This is a genomic window from Pseudomonas sp. CH235 (assembly GCF_004368175.1).
GTDB classification, from domain to species: domain Bacteria; phylum Pseudomonadota; class Gammaproteobacteria; order Pseudomonadales; family Pseudomonadaceae; genus Aquipseudomonas; species Aquipseudomonas paraglycinae.
This window is the reverse complement of the sequence record NZ_RRZJ01000009.1, coordinates 184808-198127: the sequence shown is the minus strand read 5'-3', so window position 1 is coordinate 198127 and position 13320 is coordinate 184808. Positions and strand designations below refer to the sequence as shown.

Sequence of the window (13320 nt, the reverse complement as noted above, 5' to 3'; positions counted from 1 at the left end):
CTCCTCATTTGGCGTCTTTGCTAACGGTATTGAGCAGGAATTTACCGATCAGGTCTTCCAGTACCAGAGACGACTGTGTGTCGTGGATGGTTCCACCATCCTTGAGCGGAGTGTCTTCCCCGCCCACGCTGATACCGATGTACTTCTCGCCCAGCAGACCCGCAGTCAGGATAGATGCTGTGGAGTCGGTCGGCAGATTGTCGACGCTTTTATCCACTTGCAGGGTCACCCGACCGGTGAAGCTGTCGCGGTCCAGATCGATCGCGGTGACCTTGCCAATGGTCACACCCGCCATGGTCACTTTGGCTCTGACCGTCAGACCGGCGATATTGTCGAAATACGCGTAAAGCTTGTAGGTATCGGTGGTCGAAGTCGGAGACAGGCCACTGACCCGCAGGGCCAGCAGCAACAAGGCCAGGATCCCTGCCAGCAGGAACAGGCCGACACCGATTTCCAGGGTGCGGTTTTGCATCAGAAATCTCCAAACATCAAAGCGGTCAGAATAAAGTCCAGGCCGAGTACTGCCAGCGAGGCGTAAACCACGGTCTTGGTGGTGGCACGACTGATCCCCTCGGAAGTGGGTTCGCAGTCATAGCCTTGAAATACGGCGATCCAGGTGACGACAAAAGCGAATACTGCACTTTTGATGATGCCGTTGAGCACATCGTCACCGAAGCTCACGCTGTTCTGCATGTTCGACCAGTAGGAACCTTCGTAGACGCCCAGCCAGTCGACGGCGACCCACGAACCGCCCCAGATGCCGACCACGCTGAAGATCATCGCCAGCACCGGCAGGGAAATGAAGCCGGCCCACAGACGCGGAGCGATGATGTACTTGAGCGGGTCGACCCCGATCATTTCCAGGCTGGACAACTGCTCGGTGGATTTCATGTTGCCGATTTCCGCGGTCAGCGCCGAACCGGCACGACCGGCGAACAACAGCGCGGTCACCACCGGCCCCAGTTCACGCAGCAGGGTCAGCGCCACCATCTGCCCGACAGCCTGCTCCGAGCCGTAGCTCGACAGGATGTTGAAGCCCTGCAGCGCCAGCACCATGCCGATGAAAATCCCGGACACCACGATGATCACCAGCGACATCACACCGACGGAGTGCAGCTGCTTGACCAGCAGGCCAAAACCGCCACCGATGCCGCCACGACCGAGCAAGGCATGAAACAGGAACAGGGTCGAACGCCCGAACACTGCGACGCTGTCGATTCCGGCGAGGCCGAAGCGACGTACACGCTCCATTAATGTAATTCTGCGCATCAGCGGCGCTTCCCCAGAAGATCTGCGCGGTAATCCGGCGCTGGAAAGTGATACGGCACCGGGCCGTCGGGTTCACCGGTCATGAACTGGCGGATACGCGGATCGTCCGAGTTCATCAGTTCGTCCGGCGTGCCCTGCCCCAATACCTGCCCATCACCGACCACATAGATGTAGTCGGCGATGCTCGCGGTTTCGGCGAGATCGTGGGACACCACGATGCTGGTGATCCCCAGGGCATCGTTGAGCAGACGGATCAGGCGAACCAGAACGCCCATGGCGATCGGATCCTGGCCGACGAACGGTTCGTCGTACATGAGAATCTGCGGATCGAGGGCAATGGCCCGGGCCAGGGCAACGCGGCGCTTCATGCCGCCAGACAGCTCGTCGGGCATCAGTTCGATCGCCCCGCGCAGCCCCACCGCCTGCAATTTGAGCAGCACGATGTCGCGGATCATCTCGTCCGGCAGGTCGGTATGAACACGAAGCGGGAAGGCGACGTTCTCGAACACATCGAGATCGGTGAACAGCGCACCGCTCTGAAACAGCACGCCCATGTGCTTGCGCGCATCGAACAGATCGCTGCGCGACAGCTTCGGCAGGTTCTGGCCGTTGACCCAGACCTCGCCTTTGGATGGCCGCAACTGCGCGCCCATCAGGCGCAGCAGCGTGGTCTTGCCACACCCGGAAGGCCCCATGATGCCGGTGACCTTGCCGCGCGGGATGCGGATATCGACGTTATTGAAAATGCTCCGCGCACCGCGCTTGAAGGAGACTCCCTTCAGCTCGACCGCGTAGGCGTTATCGGCACTCATCTAAACTCCTTGCGATGCAGCCTCTCACTCGGACGCCTGGCTTCCTGGAAGAAAGCCCCTACATCCCGGGCAGGCCGAACTGGCGGCGAACTATATCACTGCAAAGGGCAAGCGCCCAAGGCCTGCACCGGCCCGCATTCGGCGAGTTGAAGGGCTTCAGGCCTTATTTACAGAGTTTTGGTAACGAGGAATGACAAAGCACGACGAACTTGCGTGAGGCTTTTCAACATAACCGCTATAATCGCCGCCTTTTCATCGGGCTATACGATTTCTGACATGAGCCAAACCAGCGACCTGATTCAATCGGCACAACGCACCATCCGCCTCGAAGTGGAAGCCGTACAAGGCTTGTTGCCCCATATCGACGCCGATTTCGTACGCGCTTGCGAGATGATTCTGGCCAGCAAGGGCCGTGTTGTCGTGGTCGGTATGGGCAAGTCCGGGCACATTGGCAACAAGATTGCCGCGACCCTGGCCAGCACCGGCACCCCGGCGTTTTTCGTGCACCCGGCCGAGGCCAGCCACGGCGACATGGGCATGATCACTCGCGATGACGTGATTCTGGCCCTGTCGAACTCCGGCTCCACTAACGAAATCGTCACCCTGCTGCCACTGATCAAGCGCCTGGGCATCCAGCTGATCAGCGTCACCGGCAACCCGCAATCGCCGCTTGCCAAGGCTGCCGAGGTCAATCTCAACGTTCACGTCGAACACGAAGCCTGCCCGCTGAACCTCGCACCGACCTCCTCGACCACCGCTGCGCTGGTCATGGGCGACGCCCTGGCCGTGGCGCTGCTGGAAGCGCGCGGCTTCACTGCCGAAGATTTCGCCTTTTCCCACCCGGGCGGCGCACTGGGCCGACGCCTGCTGCTGAAAGTGGAAAATGTCATGCACGCCGGTCAGGAACTGCCGCAGGTACAGCGCGGCACCCTGCTCAAGGACGCGCTGATGGAAATGACCCGCAAGGGTCTGGGCATGACCGTCATTCTTGAAACGGACGGCAAACTGGCCGGGATCTTCACTGACGGCGACCTGCGCCGCACCCTGGATCGCAGCATTGATATCCATAGCGCCACCATCGACCAGGTAATGACCGTGCACGGCAAGACCGCCCGCGCCGAGATGCTCGCGGCCGAAGCCCTGAAAATCATGGAAGACCACCGAATCAACGCGCTGGTTGTCGTAGATGAAGAGGATCGCCCGATCGGCGCCTTCAACCTCTCCGATCTGCTGCGCGCAGGAGTGATGTAAATGAGCACCGATCTGCTGCAACGCGGCAAAGCCATCAAACTGGCGGTTTTCGACGTCGACGGCGTCCTCACCGACGGTCGCCTGTACTTCCTTGAAGACGGCAGCGAGTTCAAGACTTTCAATACACTCGATGGCCAGGGCATCAAGATGCTGATGAATGCTGGTGTACAGACCGCCATCATCAGTGGTCGCAAGACCCCGGTGGTCGAACGCCGGGCAAAAAACCTGGGGATCCCGCACCTGTTTCAGGGCCGCGAAGACAAACTGGTCGTGCTCGACGGTCTTCTGGAGCAACTGGGCCTAAGCTATGAGCAAGTGGCTTACCTCGGTGACGACCTGCCGGACCTGCCGGTGATCCGCCGTGTAGGGCTGGGCATGGCCGTGGCCAACGCCGCCCCCTTTGTGCGCGAGCACGCCCATGGCGTCACCCAGGCCCGTGGCGGCGAAGGTGCCGCCCGCGAATTCTGCGAACTGATCCTGCGCGCCCAAGGCAGCCTCGACGCCGCCAACAACGCGTACCTGTGAGTCCAACCATGTTTAGCAAAAAGTTTCGCAACATCCTGCTGTTCGGTTGCATCGCAGCGATATTCGGTGCGGTCGGCTACTGGAACATCAGCCCGGAACGCTTCCTCGACAAACCGCCGGTTTCGGCAGAGGAAAGCCCGATCGACTGGTATGCGACCAATACCCACACGATCCAGTACCTCGAAGACGGCAAAGTGCAGTACGAAATGACGTCCGACAAGGCTGAGCACGTCAAGGCGACCGACATTACACTGGTCACCAAGCCTGATCTGAACATGTTCCGTGGCACCGATTTCCCATGGCACGTGACCAGTGAACGCGGTGAAGTGAACTCCGGTGGCACCGAGGTCGAGCTGATCGACTCGGTACGCGTCAAGCGCACCGACGAAAAGAACCGCGACACCCTGATCACCTCCACTCGCATGACGGTGTTCCCGCAGCAGCAATATGCGCAGACCCAGCAACCCGTTAGAATCGACGGCGCTGGCGGTGTATCGACTGGCGTAGGAATGAAAGCGTATTTGAAGGAAAGCAGGATACACCTGCTATCGAACGTAAGAGGACAGTATGAGGCTCGTTAAAACCCTCCCTATTTTGCTCAGTCTGGGCGCAGCACTGGGAAGCGTGAGCGCCTGGGCTCTGCCGAACGATCAAGAGCAGCCAATCCGTATTCAGGCCGACGATGCCCAGCTGGACGACAAGAACGGCGTTGCTACCTATAAAGGTGACGTGATCATCACTCAGGGTTCGATGATCGTCAAAGGCAACACCGTGACCATCACCCGCACCCAGACCGGCGATATCGACGTCGTGACCTCGGTGGGCAACCTTGCCTACTTCGAGCAGTTGCAGACGGCGGGCGACACCAAGCCTGTACAGGGCTGGGGCGTGACCATTCAGTACCACGCCGCGCAAAACCGCGTTGTGCTGATCGACAAGGCGAAAGTCGTCGACAAGGACAACAACACCACTCAGGGCGAGAAAATCGTCTATGACACGGTGAAAAAACTGGCCAGCGCTGGTCGTGCCACCGGCAACAAGGTCACCGAAGCGCGTCCGCGCATTGACATGGTGATCCAGCCGAAGAAGAAAACCGACGAGAAAACCCAGTAATGGCAACTCTGAAAGCTCAGCACCTGGCCAAGGCCTATAAAAGCCGCCAGGTCGTGCGCGACGTCAGCCTGTCGATCGACAGCGGTCAGATCGTCGGCCTGCTCGGCCCTAACGGCGCCGGCAAGACCACCTGCTTCTACATGATCGTCGGTCTGGTCCAGGCCGATCAGGGTCGCGTACTGATCGACGATCTGGACGTCAGCCACCAGCCGATGCACGGCCGCGCCAAGGCCGGTATCGGCTATCTGCCGCAAGAAGCGTCGATCTTCCGCAAACTGTCGGTAGCCGACAACATCATGGCCATCCTTGAGACCCGTCAGGAGCTCGACAAGGCCGGTCGTCGCAAGGAGTTGGAAAGCCTGCTGCAGGAATTCCACATCAGCCACATCCGCGACAACCTCGGCATGAGCCTGTCCGGTGGTGAGCGCCGCCGGGTGGAAATCGCCCGTGCACTGGCCACGGCACCGAAATTCATCCTGCTCGACGAACCGTTCGCCGGTGTCGACCCGATCTCTGTCGGCGACATCAAGCAGATCATCCACCACCTCAAGGCCAAGGGCATCGGTGTACTGATCACCGACCACAACGTCCGTGAGACGCTGGATATCTGCGAAACCGCCTACATCGTCAACGATGGCCAGTTGATCGCCGAAGGCGACTCCGCGACCATCCTCGCCAACGATCTGGTGAAGGAAGTCTACCTGGGCCACGAGTTCCGCCTGTAAGCTCGACGGTATTCGACCAGCCGTCCGGGTGCTGTAACGTTGAAGCGCTTTTTTATACGCTTTTATTGTTACAGCGCTCTAGGCAAACACGACAGTTTCAGGCATATAATTTGCTTAAGTTTGGCGCTCCGGCGCCCTGTAGTGGATGGCGCATAGCGCCGGCGAATAAGGTGTTAAGCCCCTGCCATGAAACCATCGCTAGTCTTGAGAATGGGCCAGCAGCTGACGATGACACCGCAGCTGCAACAGGCCATCCGCCTGCTCCAATTGTCTACCCTGGATCTGCAACAGGAAATCCAGGAGGCTCTGGAATCCAATCCGATGCTCGAACGCCAGGAAGACGGCGACGACTTCGACAACTCCGATCCCATGGCCGACAACGCCGAACAGAAGCCCAACACCGAGATCCAGGAACCTTCTTATCAGGAGACCGCGCCGACAGTCGACAACCTCGAAGACGGCGAATGGAACGAGCGAATCCCCAACGAACTGCCCGTTGACACCGCCTGGGAAGACGTCTACCAGACCAGCGCCAGCAGCCTGCCGAGCAGCGACGATGACGAGTGGGACTTCACCACCCGCACCTCCGCCGGCGAGAGCCTGCAAAGCCACCTGCTGTGGCAGTTGAACCTCGCACCGATGTCCGACACCGATCGCCTGATCGCCGTCACCCTGATCGATTGCATCAACAATCAGGGCTACCTGGACGAAACCCTCGAAGAAATTCTCGAAGCCTTCGATCCCGAGCTCGACATCGAGCTGGACGAGATCGAAGCCGTCCTGCACCGCATCCAGCAATTCGAGCCGGCAGGCATCGGCGCACGCAACCTGGGCGAATGCCTGCTGCTGCAATTGCGCCAGCTGTCGGCCAAGACCCCTTGGCTGGCCGAGGCCAAACGTCTGGTCACCGATTACATTGACCTGCTCGGCAGCCGCGACTACAGCCAGCTGATGCGGCGCATGAAGCTCAAGGAAGATGAACTGCGCCAGGTCATCGAACTGGTGCAGAGCCTCAATCCGCGCCCAGGCTCGCAGATCGAATCCACCGAAGCCGAGTACGTGGTGCCTGACGTCATCGTGCGCAAGGACAACGAGCGCTGGCTGGTCGAGCTGAACCAGGAATCGGTACCGCGCCTGCGGGTCAACGCCCAATACGCCGGTTTCGTGCGCCGTGCCGACACCAGCGCCGACAATACCTTCATGCGCAATCAGTTGCAGGAAGCTCGCTGGTTCATCAAGAGCCTGCAGAGCCGCAACGAAACCCTGATGAAAGTAGCCACCCAGATCGTCGAGCATCAGCGCGGCTTTCTGGAGTACGGCGACGAAGCCATGAAGCCGCTGGTCCTGCACGACATTGCTGAGGCGGTTGGCATGCACGAGTCGACGATTTCGCGGGTGACCACGCAGAAATTCATGCATACCCCACGGGGCATATATGAACTGAAATACTTTTTCTCCAGCCATGTGAGCACCTCAGAAGGCGGTGAATGCTCGTCCACGGCGATCCGCGCGATCATCAAGAAACTGGTTGCCGCGGAAAATCAGAAAAAGCCGTTGAGTGACAGCAAGATCGCTGGTTTACTGGAGGCACAAGGCATTCAGGTGGCTCGCCGCACCGTCGCCAAGTACCGCGAATCCCTCGGGATCGCGCCTTCGAGCGAACGCAAGCGGTTGATGTAAGCCACGTTACAGCGTTCCAGTGGCAGGCTTTTCGGCCTGCCGCTTTATGCACTGGCAACGAAGGAGAAGCTGTATGCAAGTCAACATCAGTGGACACCAACTGGAAGTTACCCAGCCTCTGCGCGAGTACATCGAGCTCAAGCTCAAGAAGCTCGAAGGGCATTTCGACAAGATCACCAACGTACAGGTCACGATGTGCGTCGAAAAGCTGAAGCAGAAAATCGAAGCCACGCTGCATATTCCCGGTAACGAGGTCGTCGCAAACGCGGAACATACCGATATGTACGCTGCGATCGACGCGTTGACCGACAAGCTTGATAAACAACTCAAAAAGCATAAGGAAAAGACCCAGAGCCTGCTTCAGGGCGCTACCGGTCGATAACCCCCACCCCCATGATCCGACTTGAAAGTATCCTGACCCCCGGCCGTTCCCTGGTGAACGTGCCGGGCGGCAGTAAAAAGAAAGCCCTCGAACAAATTGCCAACCTGATCGCCCGGGAAGTTCCGGATCTGGAGATGCAAGATGTCTTCGAGGCATTGATTGCCCGTGAAAAACTGGGTTCCACCGGTTTTGGCAACGGCATCGCCATTCCTCACTGCCGCCTCAAGGGCTGCGAAGCGCCGATCAGTGCGCTGATGCACCTTGATGCCCCTATCGATTTCGACGCTATCGACGGCGCGCCTGTGGACCTGTTGTTCGTCCTGCTGGTGCCGGAAGCCGCCACCGATGCGCACCTGGAGCTGTTACGCCAGATTGCCAGCATGCTCGACCGCAAGGACGTGCGCGACAGACTGCGCAGCGCGCCAAGCAACGAAGCCTTGTACCAGGTTGTACTGGAAGAACAGAACAGGCCGTAACCATGCGCTTGATCATTGTCAGTGGCCGTTCCGGCTCGGGTAAAAGTACCGCCCTGGATGTCCTTGAGGACAACGGCTACTACTGCATTGACAACCTGCCAGCCGGCTTGTTGCCAGACCTCGCCGAGCGCGCGCTGGTTCATACCGAAATGCTCCAGCCACAGGTGGCGGTCTCGATCGACGCCCGCAACCTGCCGAGCCATCTGTCACGCTTTCCAGAGTTGCTCGAGGAAGTGCGCAGCCGGCACATCCAGTGTGATGTCCTGTACCTGGACGCCGATGACGAAACGTTGCTCAAACGTTTTTCGGAAACCCGTCGTCGCCACCCGCTCAGCAATGCCAATCGCTCGCTGGCCGAAGCCATCAACGACGAAACCGCGCTGCTGGGCCCGATCGCCGATCTGGCCGACCTGAAGGTCAATACCACCAATCTGAACCTCTACCAGCTGCGCGATACCATCAAGCTGCGACTGTTGAACCAACCGGAGCCGGGGACTGCATTTCTGGTGGAGTCGTTCGGTTTCAAACGCGGCATGCCGGTGGATGCGGATCTGGTGTTCGATGTACGCTGCCTGCCCAATCCGTACTGGAAACCGGAATTACGCGCACAATCCGGGCTCGATGAGCCTGTGGCGGAATACCTGGCGGCGCAGCCGGAGGTCGAAGAGATGTTCCAGGACATCTATGCGTACCTGTTCAAATGGCTGCCGCGCTTCGCTGCGAGCAATCGCGCTTATGTGACCATTGCCATTGGCTGCACCGGCGGACACCACCGTTCCGTCTACCTGACCGAACGCCTGGGTCAGGCCCTGCAGAAAACCCTGAAGAACGTCCAGGTTCGCCACCGCGACCTCAGCTAAAGGATTCACACCGCGATGCCTGCTCTGGAAATCGAAATCATCAACAAGCTGGGCCTGCATGCCCGGGCGTCGGCAAAGTTCGTTGGCGTGGCGGGTCAATATCCCGACTGCACGATCAGAGTGGGTCGCACCCCGGAAACCACGGTTGATGGCAAAAGTATCATGGCGATGATGATGCTCGCCGCCGGCAAGGGCACCAAAATCCACCTGAGTACTGAGGGTCATCAGGAACAGGAAGCCATGGATGCGCTGGTCGCGCTGATCAACAACTACTTCGACGAAGGCGGTTGAAAGCCTTTAGTGTCGAGGGAGGGAGCAAGCCTCCCTCTCATCCCAACGCCGTATCCATCACCATCATCAGGCAGAACCCGATCAACAATCCCAGGCTCGCCAGCTTGTCGTGACCATTGCGCCGCGACTCCGGGATCACTTCGTGAGTCACCACCAACAGCATTGCCCCGGCCGCCAGCGCCAGTCCCAGGGGTAATAACAGTTCCGCCAGGCTGACCAGCCATGCACACAGCAGTGCAAACACCGGCTCGACCAGGCCCGATGCCGCCCCGATCAGAAACGCCTTGACCCGCGACATCCCGGCTCCGGCCAACACCAGCGCAATGACCAGTCCTTCCGGCACATCCTGCAAGGCGATGCCCATCGCCAGGCTGTCAGCGTCCGGCATGCCGCCGCCAGCGGAAACACCGACGGCCATGCCTTCCGGGATGTTATGGGCAATGATGGCAAACACGAACAACCAGATACGTGGCGGAATCACCGGATGCTCGACAGTGCCGATGAGCATTTCCGGCGAAGCCCCGGACACCTTGCGATCAACCAGATACAGGCCGAATGCTCCGAGCATGATGCCGAAGCAGATCAGACCGCTGGCACCCCACGGGCTCAGACCCAGACTTTCGGCGGCAGCGATTCCCGGGACGATCAACGAAAACGCGGTCGCTGCCAGCATCACGCCGGCGCCAAAACCCAGCAGCGTATCGCCCAGCGCCTGGGGCATGTTGCGGATCACCAGCACCGGAACCGCGCCGAGTGCGGTGCCGAGGGCGCAGATCGCGCCGCCCTGCAATGCCCGCGACAACTTCGGTTCCAGATTCAGCCATTCCAGTCCGTGGGCGACCAGCAAGGTCATGCCCGCCAACAGCAACAGCGAACCGATTGCGTAACGAAACATACGCCCACTTCCGATCGCCAGTGTTTCAGTGCCCATAGTCACCCTTGGATTGTTTTTATAGGAGACTTAAACCAGCGCGGCCTGATAGCGCGCAGCGACTTCCGGCCAGTTGATCACGTTGTAGAACGCGCTGATGTATTCCGGCCGACGGTTCTGATAACGCAGATAGTAGGCGTGCTCCCACACGTCGAGGCCGAGTATCGGCGTGTTGCCGTTCATCAGCGGGCTGTCCTGGTTACCGCTGCTTTCCACCACCAGTTTCTTTTCCGGGTTGACGCTGAGCCACGCCCAGCCACTGCCGAAGCGGGTCAGCGCGGCTTTGGTGAAGGCTTCCTTGAAGCTGTCGAGGCCGCCCAGTTGCTCATCGATCGCCTTGGCCAGCGCACCGTCAGGTTTGCCACCGCCGTTGGGCACCATCACTTCCCAGAACAGCGAATGGTTGGCATGACCGCCGCCCTGGTTGATCACCGCCGCACGAAGCTTTTCCGGCAGTTGCTGGACGCTGGCGACCAGCTTCTCCACCGGCCAGTCCGCGAATTCGGTGCCCTCGACCGCAGCGTTCAGATTGTTGATATAAGTCTGATGATGCTTGGTGTAGTGGATCTCCATGGTTTGCGCATCGATGTGCGGTTCCAGTGCGTCGTAGGCGTAAGGCAAGACTGGCAGGGTAAAAGCCATTTCAGTGGACTCCATGGTGATGTTGGGCAGGCACGCGGCGCGCATTGCCGGTATCCGGGTGCAGCAAGCGTTGGGTGCGCGGGTATTCGCCGTGTTCGCTGATGAAATTGAGCAGCTCGACGTAGGTCTTGCTGCTCTGGCGAAGGGCCGCTTCACGCAGCGCCGGGCGCAGGCGCTCGTCCTGCATGGTCTGCAACAGTCGTTGATGGATCGCGCACAGGTACTCGGCGCTCTCCTCCGGCTGGTTCAGGCGCAGATGCAGGTCGGCCAGGTTGTGATGAGAAATGACGCAGGCCGCCACCGCTTCGTCGGCATCGGCCCAGCGCTCGAACAACACCTGTGCCAAAGCCAGGGCTTGCAGGTAAGCCTCGCGGGCATCGATCAGCTCGCCCAGCATGAAGCAGCGATTGGCCCGTTCGATCGTGCGTTTCCAGTGCTCCATGGTGAACCTCCAAAGCGGTTGCGGTGCTTACACGCCACCGGCGGTGAGTTTCTCGGGATTGAGCAACTCTTCCAGCTGGCTGCGCGACAGATCGGTGTGTTCCAGCGCAACGTCGATCACCGGGCGACCCTGTTTGTAGGCCTGTTTGGCGATTTCGGCGGCTTTCTGGTAACCGATGATCGGGTTGAGCGCGGTGACCAGAATCGGATTGCGCGACAGCGCTTCCTTGAGGCGTGACTCGTTGACCTTGAAGCTGGCGATGGCCTTGTCAGCCAGCAGACGGCTGGAGTTGGCCAGCAACTCGATGCTGCTCAACAGGTTCTGGGCGATGATTGGCAGCATCACGTTCAGTTCGAAATTGCCCGACTGACCGGCGATGGTGATCACTGAATCGTTGCCGATCACTTGCGCGGCGACCATGGCAGTGGCTTCCGGAATCACCGGATTGACCTTGCCCGGCATGATCGAAGAGCCCGGCTGCAGGCCTTCCAGTTCGATTTCACCGAGACCGGCGAGCGGGCCGGAGTTCATCCAGCGCAGGTCGTTGGCGATTTTCATCAGCGACACGGCGGTGGCCTTGAGCTGGCCCGACACGGCCACGGCAGTGTCTTGCGAGCCGATCAGAGCGAACAGATCCTTGCCCGGCGTGAACTGGACGTTGGTCAACTGGCTCAATTGGCGGCTGAAACGCGCAGCAAATTCCGGATGCGCGTTGATCCCGGTACCGACCGCCGTGCCGCCCTGGGCCAGGGATTGCAGGCTTGGCAGCAAATCCTGCAGGTGACCGATATTGGCCTTGAGTTGCTGCGCCCAACCGTTGAGCACCTGACTCATGCGCACCGGCATGGCGTCCATCAAGTGGGTGCGGCCGGTCTTGACGTGGTGATGCACCTGCTCGGCCTTGCGCTCGATCACTTGCACCAGATGCAGCAACGCCGGCAACAGTTGTTCGTGCAGGGCCAACGCCGCGCTGACGTGGATGGTGGTCGGAATGATGTCGTTGCTGCTCTGCCCGCAGTTGACGTGGTCGTTGGCGTTCACCGGCTCTTCGAGCAGGCGGCTGGCCAGGGTGGCGATCACTTCGTTGGCGTTCATGTTGGAACTGGTGCCGGAGCCGGTCTGGAAGATATCCACCGGGAAATGCTGCATGAAGTCGTCTTCCAGCAGACCTTGGGCGGCATCGCTGATGGCTTTGCCTTGCGCGGCGCTGAGCTGGTTAAGTTCGACGTTGGCGCGTGCGGCAGCCGCTTTCGCCAGAATCAGGGCGCGGATGAACTGGGTCGGCATCGGCTTGCCGCTGATCGGGAAGTTATCCACTGCGCGCTGGGTCTGCGCGCCGTAGAGAGCGTCCACCGGCACCTGCAGTTCGCCCATGCTGTCGCGCTCAATACGTGTCTTGGTCATCTGAAAATCCTTGCACCAGTTCAATAAGAGGAATCGAGGGTTGCAACTCGCAGGTGGCGAGCTGCCAGGTGTAGCTTTGCCAGCGTTTGAGCCGGCATTTGCACAGTGACAGGCGCTCCATTTCACGCAGCGGGCGCCAGGCTTGATCGAGGCAGAGGCTGCGCCAGTGCCACGGCAACGCGATGTCGGTGGCCGTGTCGAGCAGCAGACGGAAAGAGGTTTCGGCGACCGTCCAGGGCGAGGTCGCCGTGCAGCAGGCCAGATACCGGCCTTCAGCCAGGTAGTGTTCGATCAGGCGCGGTTCGTCGGGATCCATCGCGCAACGGATCTGGCGACTCATCCAGCGCCAGCTTTCGAGGTACGGCTGCTCGTGCAAGGCAGAACTCATGATTCTGGGCTCATCCGATAATGAGATTTATTATTATATGATAATGAGAACCAAAACAAGAGTGGCTTTTTTGCTGCCCTGATCAACCCGAAAAGTTTGCGGACACAAAAAAGGCGCGCCACCCAATCG

Annotated in this window: 18 protein-coding genes; 10 read left to right on the top strand and 8 right to left on the bottom strand. The window is 59.7% G+C overall.

Going from position 1 to position 13320, the window contains the following annotated elements; translation table 11 throughout:
• Positions 1–4: 4 nt before the first annotated feature.
• From mlaD to EIY71_RS12705, 3 genes are read right to left on the bottom strand one after another with little or no spacing between them, the layout of a single operon-like run.
• Positions 5–472, bottom strand: a complete 468-nt coding sequence (mlaD, locus tag EIY71_RS12715) for an outer membrane lipid asymmetry maintenance protein MlaD (protein WP_085746931.1) — start codon at positions 470–472, stop codon at positions 5–7.
• On the bottom strand, positions 472–1269 hold the full coding sequence (mlaE, locus tag EIY71_RS12710; RefSeq protein WP_007953561.1) for a lipid asymmetry maintenance ABC transporter permease subunit MlaE: 798 nt from the start codon (positions 1267–1269) through the stop codon (positions 472–474). Before mlaE ends, mlaD begins: the two co-directional genes overlap by 1 nt.
• Entirely contained in the window at positions 1269–2081 is an 813-nt protein-coding gene (locus EIY71_RS12705; protein WP_085746930.1) for an ATP-binding cassette domain-containing protein, read from the bottom strand. The genes mlaE and EIY71_RS12705 overlap by 1 nt, the downstream gene beginning before the upstream one ends.
• Positions 2082–2357: 276 nt before the next feature.
• Here EIY71_RS12705 and EIY71_RS12700 point away from each other — a divergent pair, with 276 nt between their 5' ends.
• The 10 genes from EIY71_RS12700 to EIY71_RS12655 all read left to right on the top strand — a co-directional run bounded on the left by EIY71_RS12700 (position 2358) and on the right by EIY71_RS12655 (position 9384).
• Positions 2358–3332 (top strand): KpsF/GutQ family sugar-phosphate isomerase, encoded by a 975-nt coding sequence (locus EIY71_RS12700; protein ID WP_064593399.1) that lies wholly within the window; start codon positions 2358–2360, stop codon positions 3330–3332.
• Complete coding sequence (locus tag EIY71_RS12695; protein WP_039769294.1) at positions 3333–3857, top strand: HAD family hydrolase; 525 nt, start codon at positions 3333–3335, stop codon at positions 3855–3857. It abuts the gene before it with no gap.
• 8 nt (positions 3858–3865) lie between these two features.
• Positions 3866–4438 (top strand): LPS export ABC transporter periplasmic protein LptC, encoded by a 573-nt coding sequence (gene lptC / locus EIY71_RS12690; protein WP_007953568.1) that lies wholly within the window; start codon positions 3866–3868, stop codon positions 4436–4438.
• On the top strand, positions 4425–4970 hold the full coding sequence (gene lptA, locus EIY71_RS12685) for a lipopolysaccharide transport periplasmic protein LptA (RefSeq protein WP_074691817.1): 546 nt from the start codon (positions 4425–4427) through the stop codon (positions 4968–4970). The genes lptC and lptA overlap by 14 nt, the downstream gene beginning before the upstream one ends.
• On the top strand, positions 4970–5695 hold the full coding sequence (gene lptB / locus EIY71_RS12680) for an LPS export ABC transporter ATP-binding protein (protein WP_007953572.1): 726 nt from the start codon (positions 4970–4972) through the stop codon (positions 5693–5695). The genes lptA and lptB overlap by 1 nt, the downstream gene beginning before the upstream one ends.
• 186 nt (positions 5696–5881) lie before the next feature.
• On the top strand, positions 5882–7375 hold the full coding sequence (locus tag EIY71_RS12675; protein ID WP_085746929.1) for an RNA polymerase factor sigma-54: 1494 nt from the start codon (positions 5882–5884) through the stop codon (positions 7373–7375).
• 73 nt (positions 7376–7448) lie between these two features.
• Positions 7449–7757: a ribosome hibernation-promoting factor, HPF/YfiA family gene (hpf, locus tag EIY71_RS12670; protein WP_011332471.1), complete on the top strand. Its 309-nt coding sequence runs from the start codon at positions 7449–7451 to the stop codon at positions 7755–7757.
• Positions 7758–7768: 11 nt separating this feature from the next.
• Positions 7769–8233, top strand: a complete 465-nt coding sequence (ptsN, locus tag EIY71_RS12665; protein ID WP_007953580.1) for a PTS IIA-like nitrogen regulatory protein PtsN — start codon at positions 7769–7771, stop codon at positions 8231–8233.
• Between the two features lie 2 nt (positions 8234–8235).
• Positions 8236–9093 carry an RNase adapter RapZ gene (gene rapZ / locus EIY71_RS12660; RefSeq protein WP_085746928.1) on the top strand — a complete coding sequence of 286 codons (858 nt, stop codon included), beginning with the start codon at positions 8236–8238 and terminating at the stop codon, positions 9091–9093.
• 15 nt (positions 9094–9108) lie between these two features.
• The gene (locus tag EIY71_RS12655; protein WP_085711786.1) at positions 9109–9384 is read left to right on the top strand and encodes an HPr family phosphocarrier protein; all 276 of its coding nucleotides are present in this window, start codon (positions 9109–9111) and stop codon (positions 9382–9384) included.
• Between the two features lie 37 nt (positions 9385–9421).
• Here the strand turns inward: EIY71_RS12655 and EIY71_RS12650 are convergent, their stop codons facing one another.
• Genes EIY71_RS12650 through EIY71_RS12630 form a run of 5 tightly spaced genes read right to left on the bottom strand, consistent with a single transcriptional unit; the run spans position 9422 to position 13191 of the window.
• A complete protein-coding gene (locus EIY71_RS12650) occupies positions 9422–10315 on the bottom strand; it encodes a ZIP family metal transporter (protein WP_102717158.1) in 894 nt (297 codons plus the stop codon).
• A gap of 30 nt (positions 10316–10345) precedes the next feature.
• Positions 10346–10957, bottom strand: a complete 612-nt coding sequence (locus tag EIY71_RS12645) for a superoxide dismutase (RefSeq protein ID WP_102686870.1) — start codon at positions 10955–10957, stop codon at positions 10346–10348.
• A gap of 1 nt (position 10958) precedes the next feature.
• On the bottom strand, positions 10959–11399 hold the full coding sequence (locus tag EIY71_RS12640) for a hypothetical protein (protein WP_085711789.1): 441 nt from the start codon (positions 11397–11399) through the stop codon (positions 10959–10961).
• 27 nt (positions 11400–11426) lie between these two features.
• Positions 11427–12803, bottom strand: coding sequence for a lyase family protein (locus tag EIY71_RS12635; protein ID WP_134021872.1), 1377 nt, complete (start codon positions 12801–12803; stop codon positions 11427–11429).
• Entirely contained in the window at positions 12784–13191 is a 408-nt protein-coding gene (locus EIY71_RS12630; protein WP_085711791.1) for a FagA protein, read from the bottom strand. Before EIY71_RS12630 ends, EIY71_RS12635 begins: the two co-directional genes overlap by 20 nt.
• Between the last annotated feature and the right edge of the window lie 129 nt (positions 13192–13320).

Coding starts and splice junctions, on each gene's coding strand:
- mlaE (WP_007953561.1), bottom strand. CDS start 1,269: ATGCGCAGAATTACATTAATGGAGCGTGTACGTCGCTTCGGCCTCGCC.
- rapZ (WP_085746928.1), top strand. CDS start 8,236: ATGCGCTTGATCATTGTCAGTGGCCGTTCCGGCTCGGGTAAAAGTACC.
- EIY71_RS12695 (WP_039769294.1), top strand. CDS start 3,333: ATGAGCACCGATCTGCTGCAACGCGGCAAAGCCATCAAACTGGCGGTT.
- ptsN (WP_007953580.1), top strand. CDS start 7,769: ATGATCCGACTTGAAAGTATCCTGACCCCCGGCCGTTCCCTGGTGAAC.
- EIY71_RS12700 (WP_064593399.1), top strand. CDS start 2,358: ATGAGCCAAACCAGCGACCTGATTCAATCGGCACAACGCACCATCCGC.
- EIY71_RS12645 (WP_102686870.1), bottom strand. CDS start 10,957: ATGGCTTTTACCCTGCCAGTCTTGCCTTACGCCTACGACGCACTGGAA.
- EIY71_RS12675 (WP_085746929.1), top strand. CDS start 5,882: ATGAAACCATCGCTAGTCTTGAGAATGGGCCAGCAGCTGACGATGACA.
- hpf (WP_011332471.1), top strand. CDS start 7,449: ATGCAAGTCAACATCAGTGGACACCAACTGGAAGTTACCCAGCCTCTG.
- EIY71_RS12640 (WP_085711789.1), bottom strand. CDS start 11,399: ATGGAGCACTGGAAACGCACGATCGAACGGGCCAATCGCTGCTTCATG.
- EIY71_RS12630 (WP_085711791.1), bottom strand. CDS start 13,191: ATGAGTTCTGCCTTGCACGAGCAGCCGTACCTCGAAAGCTGGCGCTGG.
- lptC (WP_007953568.1), top strand. CDS start 3,866: ATGTTTAGCAAAAAGTTTCGCAACATCCTGCTGTTCGGTTGCATCGCA.
- lptB (WP_007953572.1), top strand. CDS start 4,970: ATGGCAACTCTGAAAGCTCAGCACCTGGCCAAGGCCTATAAAAGCCGC.
- lptA (WP_074691817.1), top strand. CDS start 4,425: ATGAGGCTCGTTAAAACCCTCCCTATTTTGCTCAGTCTGGGCGCAGCA.
- EIY71_RS12650 (WP_102717158.1), bottom strand. CDS start 10,315: ATGGGCACTGAAACACTGGCGATCGGAAGTGGGCGTATGTTTCGTTAC.
- EIY71_RS12635 (WP_134021872.1), bottom strand. CDS start 12,803: ATGACCAAGACACGTATTGAGCGCGACAGCATGGGCGAACTGCAGGTG.
- mlaD (WP_085746931.1), bottom strand. CDS start 472: ATGCAAAACCGCACCCTGGAAATCGGTGTCGGCCTGTTCCTGCTGGCA.
- EIY71_RS12705 (WP_085746930.1), bottom strand. CDS start 2,081: ATGAGTGCCGATAACGCCTACGCGGTCGAGCTGAAGGGAGTCTCCTTC.
- EIY71_RS12655 (WP_085711786.1), top strand. CDS start 9,109: ATGCCTGCTCTGGAAATCGAAATCATCAACAAGCTGGGCCTGCATGCC.